This window comes from Agrobacterium sp. 6Ca8 (assembly GCF_055382765.1).
This window is the reverse complement of sequence record NZ_AP026434.1, coordinates 1902239-1921289: the sequence shown is the minus strand read 5'-3', so window position 1 is coordinate 1921289 and position 19051 is coordinate 1902239. Positions and strand designations below refer to the sequence as shown.

Below are 19051 nucleotides of genomic sequence, written 5' to 3'. Positions count from 1 at the left end.
TTGAGCTGCAAAAAAAAGCGGCCCGGTTTGCACCGGGCCGCTACACCATTCAGGCGTTTTCCTTCACCGGCGGTTTGGCGTCGCCGTAATAGGCCGCGAATGTCTCGTGATAATGCTCAGAACCACCGGGGCCTGCATAACGCTGCAATTCCGTCATATCGGTCTTGTTGAGCACGATACCCAACGTCTTGTTGGCAATCTGTGGTTCGTTGGCCATCAGGTTCTGCACCATCTGGATCGGCGTCTTGCCCCATTCCGTCACGAAGACGAAACCATCGACCTGCGGTGCGAAGGCTTTTGCGTCGATGACGGGAACGACGGGTGCAAGGTCGACAATGATGTAGTCGCAGGCCTCACGCGCCGATTCGATGAATTTGCGCATGCCGGAGGAGGCAAGAAGCTCGCTTGAATGGGCAAACTGGTTGCTTGTGGAAACCGGAAGGATGCCCATTTTCGTGCGGGTATCGACCTTCACTGCCTGCGTCCACGGTATCTCGTCAAGCACGACCTCCACCAGACCGGCGGATTGCCGCGTTGTCAGCATGCGGCTGAGGCCGGGGTTGCGGATGTCGGCATCCACCACAAGCGTGCGCTTGCCGGTGGAGGCGATCAGACCGGCGAGATTGAGCGCCACGACCGATTTACCCTCGTTCGGCAGGCACGAGATGACGCCGATTACCCGGCACTGGCGTTCCTGGATAACGACATCAGCCGTCAGCTTCACGTTGCGCAGCGTCTCGGCAAAGCTTGAGCGCGGGCTGTCGACGGCAAGGCGTAGCATTTTCTGGAACGAGACCTGACCGTTTTCGTCGATGGTCGTGCTCTCGCTGCCGGGGGTGGCGGCAGGGGTACCCGACTTTGCGGTTTCTGCACCCCGTTCCCCGATAAAGGGCAGGTAGCCCAGAAAACGCATGCGCAGATTGTCGCGCACATCGTTGCCGGTGTGGAAAAAGCGATCCCGGAACTCAAGAAGCGCTGCGATGCCGACGCCCAGCATAAGGCCGAGAATGACGGAAAGCGCCATGGTCATCGTCTTTTTCGGGCTGGACGGAGCTGTCGGCAGACCCGCTTCGGAGATGATGCGGGCCTTGGCGATCGGCAGCGACTGTTTCTGGGATGCTTCTTCGAAGCGGCCGAGGTAGGACTGGTAAAGTGTGCGCAGAGCGGTTGCCCGCTGCTCCAGCTCACGCAATTGCACCATGGTGATATTGGCCTGCGAATTGCGGCCCGCCACGCGGTCGATATTGTCGCGAAGCGATTGCACACGGGAATTGGAGACGTCGTATTCGTTCTTCAGGCTGCCCGTAACCTGCTGCAGTTCCTGGAAGATCTGCCTTGCAATCTCTTTCTTCTCACTCTCCAGCGCTACCGCCTGAGGGTGGTCGGCGCCGAATTGCTGGACGACGCCCTGCAATCGGTCAGAGATCGTGATGTAGCGCTTGCGAAGGTCCTGAATGACCGAGTTATCGGCATCCCGCGCGGAAACGACTGCATTGTCAACGGCTGCATCCGGTCCCCGGTCGATGATGGATTTGTACTGGCCATAACGTGCAGCAGCCGTCGCGACATCCGCCTGCGCGGCAATCAGCTGGCCGTTGAGATCGGCCAACTGGCCTTCCGACATCAGCTCGCCGCGCGAAGAAACGATATTATTGTCCGTCTTGAATTTTTCGACAGCAAGCTGTGCGGCCTGCGCACGCTGGTTCAGGTCGCTCATGCGCTCCTGCAGCCACACGGAAGCGCGCTCGCTGGCGTCGAAATTGGCGTTCAGCTGTTCGGTCAGATAGGCCTGCGCATAGGTCTTGGCGATGAGCGCGGCAAGCTGCCGATCCGTCGAACGGGTGGAAATGGCGATGACCGAACTGCGGCCGACACGCTCTACGATCAGCGATTGTTGCAGCACGGCGGCTGCCTTTTCGCGGCGTCCGGCGCGGATTGCCGCTTCGGAGGCCGGCGGATCTCCGGGCAGGATGAGATCGACGATACCGCGCACGGAAGATTTCACGAGATCGACCGGCGACAGCGACGGATTGACGATGGTGTCGTTCTCGTCGAGCTTGGCCTTGTCGACCACGGTCAGCGCCATTTCCTTGGATTTCAGAATTTCCACAGCACTGGCGATACGGTTGTCGACGATCTGGGCGGCAGGTACCGGCGATTCCTCTTCCGCGTAACGGGAAAGGCTTTCATCCAGAAGCACCTGAGTCATCGCGGTGTAAACGGGGGTTGCAAGCACCAGATAAAGGCCGGCCAGAACCACAGCGGCGATGACCGAGGCGGCAATGACATTGGCGCGGCGCACCACGGCTGCCCAGAGGCGATCGAGGTCAATAAATGTGTCGGCATCCTTGCCGGGATCCGGAAAACCGATGCTGGATTTAAAGGTCTTGTGGTGCATGGACCTACCTTGTGAATTAAAAATGGTACGCGGGAAGCCGAGCAACGCTCGGCTTCCCGCCCCCCGTTATTGATGTGCCGACCGCCTCCCCGGCAGCACGATTAAAGTCAGGCCGCCTGAACGCGGCTTTCATGGTTTGCGACGAGTTCCTTGACGGAAGCGAGAACCTGCGCCTCCATGTCGGCACGCATCAGCGAGAAAGCGACATTGGCGGCGATGAAGCCCTGCTTGCTGCCGCAGTCGAATGTGCGACCGCTGTACTTCTGCGCATGGAAGGCCTGCTTCTCAGCGAGCCGCTTCATGCCGTCAGTCAGCTGGATTTCGTTGCCCGCGCCACGCTCCTGTTTGGCGAGAATGTCGAAGATTTCCGGCTGCAGAATATAACGGCCGTTGAGATAATAATTCGAAGGCGCCCTGGATGGTTCCGGCTTCTCGACCATTTCGGTCACCGCAAAGCCGTGATTGACCTTCTGGCCGACACCAACGACGCCGTAGGATGACACTTCTTCCGGCAGGCATTCCTCAACACCGAGGATATTGCCGCCGACTTCGTCGTAGAGTTCCATCAACCCGGCAATGCAGCCGCGTGCGCCATAGGAAACCATATCAGGCAAAAGCAGCGCAAAAGGCTCCTTGCCCACCAGTTCGCGCGCGCACCAAACCGCGTGGCCGAGGCCGAGCGGCACCTGCTGGCGGGTGTAGCTGACTGTGCCTGCGACTGGCAGCATCTTTTCAAGCTGCAGCACCTGCACCGTCTTGCCGGAGCGGGTGAGCGTGTTGATAAGCTCGGGCGCGCTGTCGAAATAGTCTTCGATGGCGGTCTTGTTACGGCTGGTTACGAAAATAATGTGCTCGATGCCGGCCTGCATGGCCTCATCGACGGCATATTGCACGACCGGCCGGTCGACGATCGTGAGCATTTCCTTCGGCATCGCCTTGGTGGCGGGCAAAAACCGCGTGCCGTTGCCGGCTACGGGAATGACGGCTTTTCTGACAGTTTTGTTCAGGTCCATCGCGTTCTCCTTCATCAAGGTTTGATCTGTCCCCAGTCCGCTTGCAGATTTTTCGCGTACAGATTTGTCCGCTCACAAATTTTACGAAATCTGCCTTTTCACCCCAGTATTTGCCGCGGGCGCAAACATCGCGTTCCGCAACCTCTTCAGCCGCACGGCAATGGGCATTCTCAAATGCCCCAGCACGGCGGGATCTCTGATCGTTGTCTTCAGCGCGCCGATAATCGAGCGGCGCTTGATGTCTTCCACCAATGTCAGGAAGTTACGGGCCAGTTGCAGGCTACGGCTTCTGGCCTGCTGCGCATCCATGGCGGCGGGCAACAGCGCGTAGTGGCTCAGAAACTCCTGGTCCGCCCGCATCATTCCTTCGACGTGGTGGATTTCGAGGACGCGCGAGATCGAACCCTCGCGAATATTATAGATGTAGCCCGGTTTCGGCTCGATGACGCAAAGGCCGCCGGCGGCAAGCGCCGAGGCAAGCAGGATGTAATCCTCGCCGATGCGGATGTCCTCGCGAAAACGCAATCCCTCGCTATTTAGGAAATCGCGCCGGAACATCGGCTTCATGTAGCCGAAGTTGAAGGTGGAGCGGAAAAGGATGTTGGAGGAAATGAAGTCCTCAAGGGTAAGGACGGGTCTTTCCTCCAGAAACTCCTCTGCGAACATCGTTTCCATCGGCCTGCCGTCCGTATAGGCGACATCGAGATTGTCGACAGCGATCACCGCATTGGCCGCATCTGCCCGGCACATCATGCAGGCGGAACGGTCGGGGCGGATGACGTCGTCCGAATCGAGAACTGCGATAAAGCGTCCGGTTGCTGCGTCGATACCGGCATTGCGCGCGCCTCCCGGTCCGAGGTTCTGTTCAAGCGCAAGCAGCCGGACACGCGGATCGTTGGCCGCAATGGCCTCGACGAGCGAGATCGTCTCGTCGGCGGAGCGGTCGTCCACGACGATCACCTCCAGTGTCACGCCCTGCTGTTCAAGCGCACTTTGAATGGCGGCTTCGATCGTCTCTGCGGCATTATAGGCGGCAATGACGAAGCTGATATCGGGCTGAGGGTTAAGGTTCTCCATCAGGTTGCCTCCACCGCGCCGTATTGGCGGATTTCGCGCACTCCGAAGGCGCCGCTTACCGAGCCGAGATGCAAGGCGCCGCGCAGGGCATAGCGGTTGCGGCGCACGGCGTTGAAACCGTTCAGCGCGGCAAAGACGGCGCAATAGAGAACTTTCGATCCTGCCTTCAGCACCTGCATCACGCGTCTTGCGCCGGGTTTCTTTTCGGCAAGCACACGGCCATGGGTCTGGCCGGAGCGGAAGCGACGTTTGGCAAGCCACATGAAACGGGCGCGGTTTTCCGGCACCGGCTCGGAGAGCACGGCCTTTTGCGCAAAGACGATGCGACCGCCCGAAGCATGGAGATGCGAGAAGAAATGCGTGTCCTCACCGCCGCTCTGGCCGAGCGCCAGCGCAAAACGCCGGTCCTTTACCGATGGGGCGTCCATCTTGAGAAGCGTGTTGCAGGTGTAGCCGGTGATGATCTCGCCATTCACCCAGACGGGCACGGTCGAGTGAAAATCGCCACGTTTCATCCAGCCCGGCGCATTCTCACGGTAAACCGCCGTCACTGGGCCAAGAACGACATCCGCGCCGGTTTCGCCTGCCTTTTCCATAAGTGCGGCCAGCCAGTGCGGCGGGGCGGTCTCATCATCGTCGATAAAGGCCAGATAGTCCGCCCGGCTCTCAGAGAGGCAGGCGTTGCGGGCAATCGAGATATTCGATTTCGGGCAATGGACATAGGCGATCTCGAAAGGCGAAGTTTCGCGCAGCCGATCCACACTTGCCTTGGCACTTGGTTCCTCATCATTGTCGGCAACGATCAGGCGAACTGTCACGCCTTCGGGCACTTCCAGTTCGAACAGTGACAGAAGTGTGGCGACCAGCGCCGGACGTCTGTAGGTACAGATGCCGATATCGACGGTCTTTGAATTGTGTGGTTCGGTGACGATGAGGTCGGTCATGAGACAGCCTTTTTTCCCCGGAATTTCAGGAGTTCCAGCCAGAAGCCGGTGGACCACGCCAGATGCATCACCATTGCGGAAAAGGCGGCGAGCGGGCCGTATGGGTTTTTCTGACCTATTGCCATCCACAAGCCATAACCCACACATGCGGCGATCCAGAGGCCAAGCGGAATAAGTGCTGCCCAATGCACAAGCGACAGCAGGGCAAGCACGAAGACCGGCAGGACAGCCAGCGGAATCATCTGACGGATCTTCGGGATCGAGCGATGTTTCAGCAGGTTCTTTGCCCGGCCACGGCCATAGGCGAGATATTGCCTGAACAGAGGCATGACGCTAGCGCGCGGATAATAGGTCATGCGGGTCTTGTCGGTCATCCAGATACGGAAACCGGATTTGCGCAGCCGGAAATCCAGTTCGGCATCCTCGTTGTGGCTGAAGCTTTCATCGTAACCACCGACCGCGTCGAAGGCGGCGATCCGCATCAACGCGTGGTGGCCATGGTCGATCCAGTGTCCCTTGGCGCCTTCGCGGTGCTTTGAGCCGCCATTGCCGAGTTTGGAATTCTGCGCAATCGCCGTCGCCTTCTGGAACAGGCCGTGCCCGACCGTATCCATGGCGACCACGACGGAATCCGCGCCGGTGCGATCCGCGTCTTCAATCAGCCGCTGGCAATAATCATCCGGATAATCGCCATGGGCGTCGATGCGGATGAGGTAGTCGAAATCCTCGCCGAAAGTGGATACGGCCAGGTTTATGCCGGCGCTCTGGATGCGCTTGGGATTGGGAAGGAGCGTAACGCGGTCATCCGTTACGGCGAAGGCGGAAACGATGTCGCGCGTGCCGTCCGTGCTGCCGCCATCGGCAACAACGATGCGGAAAATACGCCCATCCATCGCGCCGGTGAATTTTCGCAGCAACGCCTCGATCGTCTTTGCCTCGTTGAGGCAGGGAATGACGATCAGAGTTCTGATGCCGGAATGACCAAGACCTTCCATGATTTGCCCCCTACGCACTACACGGGTGAAAACGCAGCTTCACGGGCATGGCCGGAAGCGGATTTTGTAAGAGAGGACAATTGCTGGACCAGCTGACGGCAATCGTCGCGGTCGGTCAGCCATTGTTTCTTATCGAGTGCCGAGAGGGCGTCGAAGGCGTCCGTATACGTTTGTGGAGTCATAGTGTTGAAAAGAGCGGCCAGATCATCTGCACCGGCATTTTGCAGAACAAAACCGATATTGCGCTTTTCGATGAAACGAGCCGTTTCCGTGCCTGCAAGTGCAATCGGCAGGGTGCCGTAAAGGCATCCCTCATAGAGCCGATTGGGCAGCAGCCAGCTTGAATTCTGGCCTTCCTCGAAGAAGTCGATCGCCCAGGTGAACTGCACTTCATTATAGATGGTGGCCAGATCTTCAGGGTTTTTGTAGGCCCCGTGGAAATGCACATGCGGCGCGGCAGCCACGAAACCATCGAAATCCGCAAATTCCGAATAGGCCGGCCGGCCGCGCAGGATGATTTCGACCTTGCCATCCATGCGCCTTGCAAAATCGGCGAGGATTTCGAGCGATTTGCGGCAGCGAAGCGCCCCAAACCAGCCGATTTTCCACGGTTCGCCGGGGGCAGGTGGGCGCGGTTGTGGGGTGGCTGCTACAGCGGCATCAAGCGCCAGCACCCTGTTTTCCTGCAACAGCACGGGAAGGTTCAGGCCGGAAACGGGTTTGAAATAATGCTCGACGAAAGCTGGAGAACTCGTCACCAGCAGCTTGGCATCCCGGGCGAAATAGCGCTGGGCCGCATTGAGAAGCTGCCCCGGCTTGCCCTCATTGAGAAGCAGGCGGTGAATGTCGAGACATTCGTAAACCAGTGCCGGCTGGCGGTCGTAAAGCGACATGGCCCGTTTTGCGAGAGCCAGCATTTCCAGGTTTCTGGCAAGAATGACGTCGGGCATGGGGATGCCGCGTAATGTTTTGCCGAGCGAGAGGCTGGCTTTGGCGACGGCTGCCATGCGCTGAAGAAACCGCCCATCGGCGGTTTCTCCGAGAATGACCGGCACCACGCCCTCGATCTCTGCAAGCCGGTTCTGTCCGCGCCGGAAGCCCGCCAGCGTGACCCGCGCGCCGCCCGCAAGCAAGGTCAACACCCGCCGGCGAATGGCGGGGTCCGACAGATCATGCGCGAGATAAAGAACATGGATCATGCATGGGTTCCGGTTGGTTTCATACGTCAAGGACGCCGAGGCTCAGGTTTAAAAAAGCAATCAGTTAAGGGCGCAGGCGATGGATTCGGGAAACTGGCATTTGTCGCCGAGCGCCGTGAAGGCGAAGCGGTCAACAATCATCTGTGTTGCGCCGGAATAGGAAAAGGCACCCATCCAGTCCTTCAACGTGTCGGTTCCCCACAGGCTGAAGAAAATCTTCTGGGCATTCTGCGGAATCTTGGTCTCATCCGTGACTTCGTGAACGAGCTTGCCGTTGACGTAGTAACGCAGGCGCTGAGGCTCCCACACGAAGGCGTAATCGTTGAAGCCAGCATCAGCTCCGCCTTCTACCGGCACCAGTTTCTCATTGCCGCCCTTGGCGGAAATATACTGGTTCAGCTGTACCTTGCCCGTATTCTTGCCCAAAACCTCGAAGTCGATTTCATCATGGGGCTTTTTGTCGGTCGGGCCGATATAGGTGAAGAAGGCGGAGTTCAATCCGGAGCCGGTAGCGGCTTTCATCCGTGCTTCATAGGTGCCGTAGCGATAACGCCCCTTGGTCTGGATTTCACCGCAGGCGAAGTTGCGGTCGCCGGACTTTGCTTCCTCAAAACCAAGCGTCAGCTGGCCGTTTTCCACCGTGGCCAGTTTCTTCGACCAGGTGCAGTTCTGATGCGCACCGTTGTTCCAGCCGTCGGAGACGTACCAGAACGACCGGTCCATCTGATCGAAATTCTCGATGAAGGATGCACCGTTGCCTTCTTGTGCCTGGCTCGGTGTCGTGAAGGGTGTCGCCAGCAGGGCGGCGGCGAGAAGAATGCGTGTCTGAACGCGGGTGACAAATGTTGTCATTGGTTCACCTCTGTCGTTGCGAATAAAGTGTTTCGGATGTGGGCGGGCCGATCATGGAGGCCCGTTTTGCAGCGAATTCGGACGTTGTCTTGCGTTTGCCGTTCCGGCTTCCGGTCAGCACGGCATAGACGGCCGGCAGGTATTTGCGGGTTTGTGCATTGCTCACCACCAGAATGACAAAGGCGGACAGCGTGGCGATGACATAGAAGGCGGGGTAGAAATCGGGTCCGCCCTTGTTCCAGACCATCCACATGATGACGAGCAACGGATAGTGAGCGCAGAATATCCAGAAGCTGAGGCTTCCGGTTTCGGAAAGCCGCTTGCCGAGCCTGCTGCGGATCAAAAGCGCCGACGACGCCCAGAAACCGAGCGCGCCGAAAACAGCGAGCAAATTGCGAGACATGTTCAGCCAGAAGGTAAACTCCGGGCCGGTGAAATAGAGGCCTGTTGCCAGCATGGCCGCAGCGACAAAGGTCAGCGCCATGATCGGGAAGGCGTAGGGATCGAGTGCCTTGACATCGACGCGGTGCAGCGCAAGTGCGATGCCCAGTGAGAAGCTGAACAGGATCGATTTCTTCTGGACTATGAAGATCGTCAGATCAGGCATGGCGGTTATGAAGAGCAGGATAGCGAGCGTTGGCAGCGCAAAGCGGCGCATGAGAAATGCGAGCACCGGCGACAGCAGGATGCAGACGAACAGGTCGCGCAGGAAATAAAGCGGCACGTTTACCGGCAGTTCTTCGAGCGCCGTGCCATGGCTGATGATTTCACGCGGGCTGGCGTTCCAGAGGTCCGGGAAATAACCCACACCAACGTCAAACAGCTGGATAAGCAAAATTGCGGCAAACAACACGCCATTCCACAGCAGGAAGGGCAGCAGCACCGTTTTCGACTTCGAACGGATCGTCGCCGGATAATCGAACCCGCTCATGCCGCGACGAAACAGCAGATAGCCGGATATCGCGCTGAGACAGGGCACACCGATGCGAAACAGGGCGTCGCCCAGAAAAACACGCAGCCAGTCGAAGAAGCCGTAAAGGCCAAGAAAAGGGCTGGTTTCGGCATCGTGCGGCACATGGACGAACACGATTCCAGAGATCAGCAATATACGCATCAAATTGATACGGGAGGATAGGTTCTGATCGACAGTCACATCAGTCACCCCTATTGGGCGGCGTCCACCCACGCCGCGTTGCAACCAGAGCGAACTTAAGCCCGCACTCGTAAGTCTGGTTTCGACTTTAGGGTAAAATGTGGCGACGCGGGAAAAACACAAGCTTAGATATTGCGGGTGATTGTCTGGCGTTCCGGCATTCCGTGCGACTTTAAAAAATTAAGCAACTGAAAATATTTAATTTTTTCTAGATTTAAGTCGTCACTAAAAATCGCCAAAGGAAGCGATATTATCATTGTACGCGATATTGCACCGCAAAAAAATGGCTTTGCCATGCCGTCACGAAACACATATCCGTGACGGGTGAGACCTGTTAACGGCCGAAATGAGGCGCTTTCGGTTACGAGACACTAACCTTGGGTTGCGTTTTCACGCATTCGCCGCGATTTGACCATCCCGAGGATTTTTCCAAGCAGGGCGCGTTCGGTCAGCAAAATCAGCGCCGCATAGATGACGCCGCCGACTGCGGCGCCAACGAGCACCTGAAGCGTTGCGCTGGGGATGCGTTCGGCAATGATGTGAAGCAGGTAACGCACCGAAACGGCCATGACCAGCGCTGCAATCATCGGTCTGCTGCTGACATAGAGGCCGCTGAGAAAGGGTGTATCGCTTGCCTTGAACACCGCCCATGAGTAGGCAACCAGCGTCACCGCATTGACGATGCAGAGCCAAATCATCGCGTCGATCAGGCTGCCGTAGACGGCTGCAGCCCAGACGGCAACTGTGGTGACGATGGCGCGGATCGTGGCCGACCAGAACAGAACACGCCCATAGCCGGCACCCTTGAGATAGGGGATAAAGGTGCTGCATGGGGTCAGAATGGCTTTCGAGAGGGCAAGGAGACCGAGAACCGGCCAGGCATAAGCCCAGTTCTGCCCGAAAATCACCAGCATGGCCGGTTCGGCCACCGCCCAGAGGCCGAACATCATCGGCGCAAGCAGGACGGTCAGAACCTGCGTGCTGAACATCAGGGCATCACGCCGGCGCTGCGGATCGTCCATCATACGGCTGAAGGCGGGAAACAGCACGCCCATGACGGCCGACAGCACGACCTGATTGGGAATGCTGGCAAAACGGTTGGAGGCGGAATAGGCGCCCGCATCGGCAAGGCCGAGATGCCGGGCGATCACCACCATCGGCGACTGGAAGGTGACGAAATTGGCGATTTCCGATCCCATCAGGCCGGAGCTGAAACCGAGAAGCGGCACCAGACGGCGCGGTTTCATGACGAAACGCGGGCAATAGCGGGAAACGGCATATAGCCCGACAAGCCTGATGAGTGCGGCGGCGAAAAGCTGGATGATGAGCGCCCAGACGCCGAAGCCGAGAAGCGCCATAGCCACGGCGACAACCGCCGCGATGCTTTCAGACGCCATGCTCCACAGCGCGTCCTGGCTGAAGTTCATGCGCCGGGCAAGCAGTGAATAGGCGACATCACCCGCAAGTTGCAACGGAATGAGAAAGGCCATGATACGCAGCAGATAGGCACTTTCCACCGCACCCAGAAGCCCACCGAAGAACTCCGCGAAAATGTAGAGCGCAGCGGCCATGGTGCAGGAAATCGCCAGATTTGCCCAGAAGACGGTATGGATTGTATCCATATCCTCTTCTTTCTCGACGATCAGCGCCGAGGTCAGCCCCGCTCCGGCTATCATGGTCAGGAATTGTACAACCGTTAAGCCGACTGCAACCACACCAAATTCTTCCGGTGTCAGCAGTCGTGCAAGAATGGGAACGGTGACAAATTTAAGCCCGAATGTCCCTGTCTTAGACAAGACGCTCCAGCCGACATTCGTGGTGATGGTCTTTACATTTGGAGCTGGGGGCATACAAGCATCCTGTTTCTGGAGGCCGGCGGGGAGGAACGCCGGTGGGGAGTTGCCGATACCATCGGGGCCGCTTTTAGGATCGGGCCCGACACTTCTTGATCAACGCAAGGGGCGAAACAATGGCAAGATTTACTGTCGTCATTCCCTATTACCAAAAGCAGCACGGAATTCTTGGACGTGCGCTCGCATCGGTTTTTGCGCAGACTTACCAGGATTTCGATCTTGTCATCGTCGATGACGAATCGCCATATCCGATAGACAATGAGCTTGCAGAACTTTCGCAAGCGCAGAAAGAGCGGATTCTCGTCATTAAGCAGGCCAATGGCGGGCCGGGTGGTGCGCGCAATACCGGTCTCGACCACGTTCCTGCTGGCAGCGATTACGTCGCATTTCTTGACTCGGACGACATCTGGACGCCCGATCATCTCCAGAATGCGGCCTTCGCGCTGAAGACATTTGGCGGTGAGTGCTATTGGGCATCCATGCAGGCAAGTGACGAATTTTATTATCATTTCGCCATTTCCGAGCTGGAGAAGAACGAGGGCGCCGCAAGGCTTTCCGAGCGGCCTCTGGTGATCGAGCTGCCGGATCTGGCGAGCGTGATGCTGCGCAACTGGAGCTTCTTGCATCTCTCCTGCATGGTGATCGGCCGCCCGCTTTTTGAAAAGATACGCTTCGATCCGGCGCTCCGGCTTGCGGCGGAAGATGTGCTGTTTTTCTGCGATTCCATCCTCGCATCCAAGCGCACGCTTCTGTGTGACGATGCCGGTGCCATGCGCGGAATGGGCGTCAATATCTTCCACAGCATCGACAATACCTCGCCGGAATTCCTGCGCCAGCAGTTCAATACCTGGGTTGCGCTCGATACGCTGGAGGGGCGATTTTCGCGGCGGCCGGACGATGTGGCCTCGATCGCTTCCTATAAAAATACGGCGCGCAAACAGGCGCTCTGGAGCCAAGCGGGCAATCTGAAACGGCGCAAGGTGCCCGAATTCGGACTGCTGCTGAAGTGGGCGATGCGCGATCCGGCACTCCTGCGAGCGGCTTTTGAGCTCGGCGCAGGCAAAATAGTGCGGACAAGATAATCGAATTCTTGCCTGCAAGAATTTATATGTTTTTCACCCAGGAGTGACTTCATGAAACCTTACCACTGGGAATCGCATCACGGAAATTTTGGCGACGATCTCAATCTGTGGCTGTGGGACTTTCTGCTGCCCGGGCTGCGGGACGTGCATGACGATGTGATGCTCGTCGGTGTCGGCACGGTTCTCAATGATACATTGTTGCCCGCAAAGCAGCGCAAGCTTGTGATCGGCAGCGGTTATGGCTACGGCGCGGTGCCGGATACAAGCACTGGATTTTGGGACATTCGCTGCGTGCGCGGCGAAAAAACCGCAGCCAAATTGGGACTTTCTCCCGAAAAGGGCATTGTCGATCCCGCCGTGATGGTGACCGAGATGCCAGAGTTCAAAGGCCTGCCGAAACTCTACAAGAAAACCTTCGTTCCCCATTGGGAATCGGCGGAATTCGGCATGTGGGAAACGGTTTGCGAACCGGCGGGACTGACCTATCTCGACCCGCGCGGCGAGGCGATGTCGGTCATCCGCGCCATCGCCCAATCTGAATTTATCGTGGCCGAATCCATGCATGGCGCCATTCTTGCCGATGCGTTCCGCGTGCCATGGGTGGCGGTGAGCACATCTCCCTCGATCAACAGTTTCAAGTGGAGCGATTGGGCAGGCACGGTCGGTGTGGAGTATCAGCCGCGTTACGTGCCAGTTTCCACCCGCGCCGAGGCGGCGAAAAAGGGGTCGCGTTTCTGGGGTATGAGCTTCCCGCCGCCGCCAGCCCCCGTTATTGCCGAGGCTGGATCCGGTCCGGCGCTTGAGGGCGATGTGCTGGTGCGGCCGCAGGCAAGCCAATCCCTATCGCTGCGCAAACTGGCCAAGCAAGTGCTGGCAGCACCTTCCACGCTGGCGCTGTGGCAGGCAAGCCGTGCCGAACCGCGTCTCAGCCCGGATGGCAGGCTGGAGGAACGCAAGGAGCGTTTTTCCGCTGTTCTGGAAACGGTCAAACGCGATTATCTCTGAAGGCGGGTTGCCTCAGCAATTTCGGACACAGTCACCCCGGCCTGGGTCCGGGGTCCAGCGCGCTCAAGTCCTTGATCGCAAAAGACTCTCTTCATGGCGCAGACGCGCCATGACTGGATGCCGGATCTAGTCCGGCATGACGAATGAGAGAATATCGAACTTGCCATCATCCTCGCCGCTGGAGGTTTTCCCTCAGGAAACCGGCGTGCCGTCCAGCAGATAACGAATATCCCGAACCGGCGCCGGTTTGCGAAAACGGGCGGTCTTGTCGGTCCAGATGCCGCGCGTGATGGCCGGCAGGGCAGGCAGGCGCGCAAGAGCGTGGCTCAACGCGCCGCCCATCCCTTTCTGCTTTTTCGCATCGAGAAAATGGCGAAGCTCGAATTTCGCGCGGATGTGTTTTTCGTGCTCGAGCAGGATCGCCGTCTCGCTGGCCGACAGCTTGCAGCTGGTGAGAATGTCCCTGTCCGCTTCGTATAAACGGCGAAGATCTTCCGTGCTGTGACGGCCGCTCAACGAATTGCCGCGGACAATCGCCCCGTAACCGCAATGACGGATGACCTTGTAACGGGCACCGGCGGCAAGCGCGCGGGTATAAAGTTCGTAGTCTTCGCCGAGACGCAGGCGCTCGTCGTACCGCAACGCATGTTTGTCCAGAAAGGCGCGGCGGATCACCGGTTTCAGAAAGCCGGTTTCCCCGCGTTCCACGCCGGGTCTGGAAATATTGCCTTCCACGAACTCCGTCAGCGACAGAAACCGGGCCTGTGGTTCGAAGCGGGCCGGCTGCATGGACGACGCGCCCGGAACCGATTGCTGGATGAAGGCGATATTGTCGGCCACCAGATCCCAGTCGTCATTTTCCAGCATGGCGGCAAAACGGCCTCTGAAAAAAAAGTCGTCCGCATCGAGAATGCTGATGAGCGGCGCGGATGAAATCGAGATCGCATGGTTGCGGGCGGCCGAAGGGCCACGATTGACATCGAATCGCACGACCCGCAAACGGCCGGTGCCGTCATCCGCCGCATGCGCGACATCGCTGGTCGTATCGGTGGAGCCATCGTCGATCACCATGACTTCGGCGACCTCCGGCTCCACAAGGGCGGAGCGGATGGCGATATCTATCGTATCAGATGCATTTTTCGCAGCGATGATGACGCAAATGGGCTGTGAACCGCTCACCATGTGTTGTCCTTCTGCTGTGACGAACCGTCAGGATTTGCTCAGCAGAAAGTGTCAGGGGTGTGGATGCAAGTGATTTTTTTGCGGCGCAATAAAAGAATGTGCGTGAGAGGTCACATATCGGTCAGTTTCGCGCCATGTGGCGGGGCGCTGCTTACCGTGTCCGGCGTCATGATCTCGGCGCTGCGATCAAGCGCGAAGGTTTCGCGCATCCGGCGTTTCTCCCGGGCGACCAGAACCAGAAGTGCAATAAAATAACCGGTTTGCAGAATGACGGCGCAGATGAGGGTCTGGATGAATGCCGTATAGAACGACCCGTGGATGAAATATGTAGCGACCGCAAAGGCAAGCAATGCACCAATCATGCTGAAAAATACACGAGGTGCATACATGGTGCTCTCCTCCCGAGAACGATTTCTCCGTTTTTGGCTGCGCTGCGGCATTTTTTTTCTTTGCAAGAATATACGATGAGACCGGTGTTGTTTCAACACACATATACTTCTTCTATCTCCCACGGCATGAAATTTCGGTAATCTTGATTGGTAAATTCCTTGGTAATCGGCGATTTGCCCGAATCGGTGTCCTCCGGCAGCGCAGATTCTTGCGTCTGACAGGCTGCAGAACCCGTCCCTGCAAGGCGTTAGCGGCCTTCTCTCCTGCGTAGCAGACTTCGTTAACCATCCAGCCTTTAAAAAGTCGGTATTGATTCCTCGAAGAGCAAGGTGCCCGCGTGACGACGAATTCGGAAGTAATCGCCTTTCCGGCAAAGAACCGTATTGCCAACGTAAAACGGTGCGCAACCATGCTCGACCGGCTGCATGGTGTGGAGGCGAATGATTTCTGGCGCAGGGAATGCCGTGAACTGGCCGCCTATCTGACGGGCCTCGGCTATGAGGACGCCGCCATGCGGCGCGAGGTCATGGAGTTTCAAAATGCGGTGCAGGCGGAGTTGTGGGCGGGGGATGCCACGCCCGAGGCGCGCCGCGACAGCCATTGAGGCTTTAAGCGTTTCCCATAAAAAAGCCGGCAGGTGTCGCACCGCCGGCTTTTCTGTTCGTATCTGTTTTTGATCAGGATGCGCCGGCACCGCGCGTGCGGGCAATGCCGTCGAGCGCGGGCTTATATTTCGGATCAAGCCGTGCCGCATGCGAATAGGACTTTGCGGCTTTCGCCATCTCGCCGCGGCGCTCATAGACCAGTGCCTGGTTGGCCCATGATTCTGCGACATTGCCATCAAGCGAAATGGCGTGGTTGAAATCGGCGAAAGCGTTTTCGTCGTCATTCAGCGCGACATAGGAAAGGCCACGGCCGTTATAGGGTTCCGGCGAGGTTGAGGACAGCGAGATGGCCTTGGAGAAGTCCTCGATGGCCTGGGCATGCTGGTTGCGCAGCTGGTAGATCAGGCCACGATTGTGCCACGCGCGGCCATCGGTGGTTTCGAGTTCGATGGCGCGGGAGAAGTCGTTGAAAGCTTCGTTGACGCGGCCGGACTGGCGGTAAAGATTGCCACGGCCGATCAGGGCTACGTCATAGCTCGCATTGATCTGCAAAGCGGCGTTGTAATCCTGCAAGGCCTGCTGCTGCTGGCCGGAATTGCGATACACGAGGGCGCGGTTGGCGTAGGCCTGATAAAAGCGCGGGTTCAGTTGCAGCGCCTTGTTGAAATCCTCGATAGCGCGGCGCGAATCGCCGGCGCGGCCGTAAGCGGAGCCACGGACGTTATAGCCTTCCGGATCCTGAGGATTGGCGTTGATGACCGAGGTGAGCGAGGCAATGTTTTCCTGCGAGCCCTGGGCACGGTCGATCCTGAAGACATCGTCAGTCTGGTTGGACGTAGCGCAGCCGGAAAGACCGGCAAGGACGGTACAGACGACAAGGGAAACACGGAATCTCTTGTTGTTTTTCAGGAGCACCCGGCGCGTGGAGGCATCGGAGTTTTTCACAACACAGGCATCAACAGCGGTCATTCGGTGGGGGTTCCCTCGCAGGCCGGTCTCAAGATCATTCTCCGGCCACAAACACAAAGAGCGGCGGCGAATTGATCGCCCCCGCCCAACAAGCATTCAAAAACGTCCAAAAGACGGCCTATTAACGGCCTGCGCGCGGAGCTGCAACCAGACCTTCGCGCTGTGCGCGCTTGCGTGCCAGCTTGCGAACGCGACGAACAGCTTCAGCCTTTTCGCGGGCGCGCTTCTGGGAAGGCTTTTCGTAATAATCGCGCATTTTCATTTCACGGAAAATGCCTTCGCGCTGCATCTTTTTCTTGAGAGCGCGAAGCGCCTGATCAACGTTATTGTCGCGGACTAGTACCTGCACGTGAAACCCGTTCCTTTTGTTTGGTTGTCTTGCTGTGAGAATAAAGGCATTCGCACGCAAATAAAATCGTTCGTTCGGCCGTCGAGCCTAGCGATTGGTGACGTGCAATATCAGAACATTTGCAGCAAGTCCATACGGTACCGCATATTCAACAGCCAAAATCCAGCTATCCCGGCATTCTGCCTGCAATGTCGAAACAAAAGCATTGCGGCGTCGCAAAATGGATATTGCCTCCGATGCCGATTTGCCATGTGTATAATATGTGCCGGAGCTATGCTTTCGGCTTCTGGCCGGTTCTTGAGGAGCAGACTGCGAATGCGCAAATATTCCGTTTTTGCCGTGGCGCGCGAGGCGTTGCGGGGTCATAAGGGGTGGGATGCGCAATGGGCTTCGCCCGAGCCGCGCAAGGAATATGACGTCATCATCATCGGTGGCGGCGGCCACGGTCTTGGGGCCGCCTATTATCTTGCCAAGGAACACGGCATTACCAATATAGCGGTGCTGGAAAAGGGCTGGCTAGGCGGCGGCAATACCGGCCGCAACACCACCATCATCCGCTCCAATTATCTCTATGAAGAGAGCATGGATATCTACGAGCATTCCCTGAAATTATGGGAAGGCCTGAGCCAGGATCTCAATTACAACGTCATGTATTCGGCGCGCGGCGTTATGATGCTGTCGCACAATATTCACGACCAGCAGTCCTTCAAGCGCCATATCAATGCCAACCGTCTCTATGGCATCGACAATGAATGGCTGACGCCGGAACAGGCCAAGGCCTATTGCCCGCCGCTCGAGATTTCCGGCAATGCGCGTTATCCGATCAACGGTGCTGCCCTCCAGCGGCGCGGCGGCACGGCGCGTCACGATGCGGTGGCCTGGGGATATGCGCGTGCGGCTTCCGATCGCGGCGTGCACATTATCCAGAATTGCGAAGTCACGGCCATCAGGCGCGGACCTGATGGCGCGGTCACGGGCGTCGAGACCAATCGCGGTTTCATTGGCGCAAAGAAAATCGGCGTTTCCGCCGCCGGCCACTCCTCCGTTCTGATGAAAATGGCGGATGTGCGTGTGCCTCTGCATTCCAACCCGTTACAGGCGCTGGTATCAGAGCCGCTGAAGCCGATCTTCCCCTGTGTCGTCATGTCCAATACGGTGCATGCCTATATCTCCCAGTCGGACAAGGGCGAGCTGGTCATCGGTGCTGGCACCGACCAGTATAATTCCTACTCTCAGACTGGCGGCCTGCAGATCATCACGCATACGCTTGACGCCATCTGCGAGCTGTTCCCGATTTTCCGCCGCGTCAAGATGATGCGCCAATGGGGCGGCATTACCGACAATACACCCGATCGCTCCGCCATTCAGAGTGTGACGCCGGTGCCAAATCTCTTTGTCAATTGCGGTTGGGGCACGGGCGGTTTCAAGGCGACACCGGGCTCGGCCAATCTGTTTGCGCATCTCATCGCGCGCGGCGAACCGCACCGTCTGGCGGCGGGGCTGACGCTCGATCGTTTCCGCACCGGACGCCTCATCGACGAGGCCGCTGCCGCCGCCGTGGCGCACTGATGCTGGCGGCGGTTGTGCTTTCGGCAAACATGGGTGTTGCGGCGGCGGTCGTGCCGGCGGGCAATCTCATCCCCGAGATGGGGGATTTTCGTAGCCAGAAAATCCAGAGAATGCAGGGTGAACGCGACTGGCCTTTCGTGGCTGAAAAAGGCCTTTTGCTCTGCGCGCCGAGTCTCGCGGACAAGCTGGTCTATTTCGTCGGCGAGAAGGCAAATGGTGCGCAGGACGAGCCCTTCGCGATCGACACCGACATGATGGCGGTTGCCATCATCAATATGGGTCGGGCCTCGGCGCTGAAACCATTCGATAATTTCGAGCAGCTCTTGAAGCGGCTTTCCCCCTTCGTTGCGATGGGAAAGCGGCTGTGTGACCAACCCGCCGGGAGCATGCTTCCGGAAAGTTCTCTTTGAAGGTGG

General features: G+C 58.0%; 18 protein-coding genes. 5 read left to right on the top strand and 13 right to left on the bottom strand.

Annotated features, from left to right (window positions below; translation table 11 throughout):
• Positions 1–49: 49 nt before the first annotated feature.
• The 9 genes from ACZ5A6_RS22890 to ACZ5A6_RS22850 all read right to left on the bottom strand — a co-directional run bounded on the left by ACZ5A6_RS22890 (position 50) and on the right by ACZ5A6_RS22850 (position 11481).
• A complete protein-coding gene (locus ACZ5A6_RS22890) occupies positions 50–2398 on the bottom strand; it encodes a polysaccharide biosynthesis tyrosine autokinase (protein ID WP_464111414.1) in 2349 nt (782 codons plus the stop codon).
• A gap of 107 nt (positions 2399–2505) precedes the next feature.
• Entirely contained in the window at positions 2506–3411 is a 906-nt protein-coding gene (locus ACZ5A6_RS22885) for a UTP--glucose-1-phosphate uridylyltransferase (protein WP_004431732.1), read from the bottom strand.
• Between the two features lie 81 nt (positions 3412–3492).
• Positions 3493–4488: a glycosyltransferase family 2 protein gene (locus ACZ5A6_RS22880; RefSeq protein WP_004431734.1), complete on the bottom strand. Its 996-nt coding sequence runs from the start codon at positions 4486–4488 to the stop codon at positions 3493–3495.
• Entirely contained in the window at positions 4488–5432 is a 945-nt protein-coding gene (locus ACZ5A6_RS22875; protein WP_004431738.1) for a glycosyltransferase family 2 protein, read from the bottom strand. The genes ACZ5A6_RS22880 and ACZ5A6_RS22875 overlap by 1 nt, the downstream gene beginning before the upstream one ends.
• Positions 5429–6427 (bottom strand): glycosyltransferase family 2 protein, encoded by a 999-nt coding sequence (locus ACZ5A6_RS22870; protein ID WP_004431741.1) that lies wholly within the window; start codon positions 6425–6427, stop codon positions 5429–5431. Before ACZ5A6_RS22870 ends, ACZ5A6_RS22875 begins: the two co-directional genes overlap by 4 nt.
• Before the next feature lie 17 nt (positions 6428–6444).
• On the bottom strand, positions 6445–7626 hold the full coding sequence (locus ACZ5A6_RS22865) for a glycosyltransferase family protein (protein WP_004431744.1): 1182 nt from the start codon (positions 7624–7626) through the stop codon (positions 6445–6447).
• A 60-nt stretch (positions 7627–7686) separates the two neighbouring features.
• Positions 7687–8478 carry an endo-1,3-1,4-beta-glycanase ExoK gene (gene exoK, locus ACZ5A6_RS22860; protein WP_004431747.1) on the bottom strand — a complete coding sequence of 264 codons (792 nt, stop codon included), beginning with the start codon at positions 8476–8478 and terminating at the stop codon, positions 7687–7689.
• 4 nt (positions 8479–8482) lie between these two features.
• Entirely contained in the window at positions 8483–9631 is a 1149-nt protein-coding gene (locus ACZ5A6_RS22855) for an acyltransferase family protein (protein WP_149910691.1), read from the bottom strand.
• Between the two features lie 371 nt (positions 9632–10002).
• The gene (locus ACZ5A6_RS22850) at positions 10003–11481 is read right to left on the bottom strand and encodes a lipopolysaccharide biosynthesis protein (protein ID WP_025595239.1); all 1479 of its coding nucleotides are present in this window, start codon (positions 11479–11481) and stop codon (positions 10003–10005) included.
• Between the two features lie 119 nt (positions 11482–11600).
• Between ACZ5A6_RS22850 and ACZ5A6_RS22845 the strand changes: the two genes are divergently transcribed.
• Positions 11601–12566 carry a glycosyltransferase family 2 protein gene (locus ACZ5A6_RS22845; RefSeq protein ID WP_004431756.1) on the top strand — a complete coding sequence of 322 codons (966 nt, stop codon included), beginning with the start codon at positions 11601–11603 and terminating at the stop codon, positions 12564–12566.
• Between the two features lie 51 nt (positions 12567–12617).
• Positions 12618–13571 carry a polysaccharide pyruvyl transferase family protein gene (locus tag ACZ5A6_RS22840; RefSeq protein WP_111802033.1) on the top strand — a complete coding sequence of 318 codons (954 nt, stop codon included), beginning with the start codon at positions 12618–12620 and terminating at the stop codon, positions 13569–13571.
• A 192-nt stretch (positions 13572–13763) separates the two neighbouring features.
• Here ACZ5A6_RS22840 and ACZ5A6_RS22835 read toward each other — a convergent pair whose 3' ends face one another.
• Both ACZ5A6_RS22835 and ACZ5A6_RS22830 read right to left on the bottom strand, forming a co-directional pair.
• Positions 13764–14753, bottom strand: a complete 990-nt coding sequence (locus ACZ5A6_RS22835) for a glycosyltransferase family 2 protein (protein WP_112492814.1) — start codon at positions 14751–14753, stop codon at positions 13764–13766.
• 110 nt (positions 14754–14863) lie between these two features.
• Positions 14864–15142: an exopolysaccharide production repressor protein gene (locus ACZ5A6_RS22830; RefSeq protein ID WP_019566541.1), complete on the bottom strand. Its 279-nt coding sequence runs from the start codon at positions 15140–15142 to the stop codon at positions 14864–14866.
• 338 nt (positions 15143–15480) lie between these two features.
• On the opposite strand from ACZ5A6_RS22830, the gene ACZ5A6_RS22825 reads away from it, so the two are divergent.
• Positions 15481–15747: a DUF6074 family protein gene (locus ACZ5A6_RS22825; RefSeq protein WP_004431768.1), complete on the top strand. Its 267-nt coding sequence runs from the start codon at positions 15481–15483 to the stop codon at positions 15745–15747.
• A 73-nt stretch (positions 15748–15820) separates the two neighbouring features.
• On the opposite strand, the gene ACZ5A6_RS22820 is transcribed toward ACZ5A6_RS22825, so the two are convergent.
• Together ACZ5A6_RS22820 and rpsU are read right to left on the bottom strand one after the other, a co-directional pair.
• Entirely contained in the window at positions 15821–16717 is an 897-nt protein-coding gene (locus tag ACZ5A6_RS22820) for a tetratricopeptide repeat protein (RefSeq protein ID WP_004431770.1), read from the bottom strand.
• A gap of 121 nt (positions 16718–16838) precedes the next feature.
• On the bottom strand, positions 16839–17066 hold the full coding sequence (rpsU, locus tag ACZ5A6_RS22815) for a 30S ribosomal protein S21 (protein WP_003498359.1): 228 nt from the start codon (positions 17064–17066) through the stop codon (positions 16839–16841).
• Between the two features lie 315 nt (positions 17067–17381).
• On the opposite strand from rpsU, the gene ACZ5A6_RS22810 reads away from it, so the two are divergent.
• Both ACZ5A6_RS22810 and ACZ5A6_RS22805 read left to right on the top strand, forming a co-directional pair.
• Positions 17382–18635, top strand: a complete 1254-nt coding sequence (locus tag ACZ5A6_RS22810) for a sarcosine oxidase subunit beta family protein (protein WP_004431781.1) — start codon at positions 17382–17384, stop codon at positions 18633–18635.
• Positions 18635–19045 carry a hypothetical protein gene (locus ACZ5A6_RS22805; RefSeq protein WP_162696522.1) on the top strand — a complete coding sequence of 137 codons (411 nt, stop codon included), beginning with the start codon at positions 18635–18637 and terminating at the stop codon, positions 19043–19045. The genes ACZ5A6_RS22810 and ACZ5A6_RS22805 overlap by 1 nt, the downstream gene beginning before the upstream one ends.
• Positions 19046–19051 lie beyond the last annotated feature (6 nt).

What these genes read in the sequence shown, in the direction of transcription:
- ACZ5A6_RS22890 (WP_464111414.1), bottom strand. Translation starts at nt 2,398, where the DNA reads ATGCACCACAAGACCTTTAAATCCAGCATCGGTTTTCCGGATCCCGGC.
- ACZ5A6_RS22840 (WP_111802033.1), top strand. Translation starts at nt 12,618, where the DNA reads ATGAAACCTTACCACTGGGAATCGCATCACGGAAATTTTGGCGACGAT.
- exoK (WP_004431747.1), bottom strand. Translation starts at nt 8,478, where the DNA reads ATGACAACATTTGTCACCCGCGTTCAGACACGCATTCTTCTCGCCGCC.
- ACZ5A6_RS22865 (WP_004431744.1), bottom strand. Translation starts at nt 7,626, where the DNA reads ATGATCCATGTTCTTTATCTCGCGCATGATCTGTCGGACCCCGCCATT.
- ACZ5A6_RS22845 (WP_004431756.1), top strand. Translation starts at nt 11,601, where the DNA reads ATGGCAAGATTTACTGTCGTCATTCCCTATTACCAAAAGCAGCACGGA.
- ACZ5A6_RS22810 (WP_004431781.1), top strand. Translation starts at nt 17,382, where the DNA reads ATGCGCAAATATTCCGTTTTTGCCGTGGCGCGCGAGGCGTTGCGGGGT.
- ACZ5A6_RS22870 (WP_004431741.1), bottom strand. Translation starts at nt 6,427, where the DNA reads ATGGAAGGTCTTGGTCATTCCGGCATCAGAACTCTGATCGTCATTCCC.
- ACZ5A6_RS22835 (WP_112492814.1), bottom strand. Translation starts at nt 14,753, where the DNA reads ATGGTGAGCGGTTCACAGCCCATTTGCGTCATCATCGCTGCGAAAAAT.
- ACZ5A6_RS22805 (WP_162696522.1), top strand. Translation starts at nt 18,635, where the DNA reads ATGCTGGCGGCGGTTGTGCTTTCGGCAAACATGGGTGTTGCGGCGGCG.
- ACZ5A6_RS22830 (WP_019566541.1), bottom strand. Translation starts at nt 15,142, where the DNA reads ATGTATGCACCTCGTGTATTTTTCAGCATGATTGGTGCATTGCTTGCC.
- ACZ5A6_RS22885 (WP_004431732.1), bottom strand. Translation starts at nt 3,411, where the DNA reads ATGGACCTGAACAAAACTGTCAGAAAAGCCGTCATTCCCGTAGCCGGC.
- ACZ5A6_RS22875 (WP_004431738.1), bottom strand. Translation starts at nt 5,432, where the DNA reads ATGACCGACCTCATCGTCACCGAACCACACAATTCAAAGACCGTCGAT.
- ACZ5A6_RS22850 (WP_025595239.1), bottom strand. Translation starts at nt 11,481, where the DNA reads ATGCCCCCAGCTCCAAATGTAAAGACCATCACCACGAATGTCGGCTGG.
- ACZ5A6_RS22880 (WP_004431734.1), bottom strand. Translation starts at nt 4,488, where the DNA reads ATGGAGAACCTTAACCCTCAGCCCGATATCAGCTTCGTCATTGCCGCC.
- ACZ5A6_RS22820 (WP_004431770.1), bottom strand. Translation starts at nt 16,717, where the DNA reads ATGACCGCTGTTGATGCCTGTGTTGTGAAAAACTCCGATGCCTCCACG.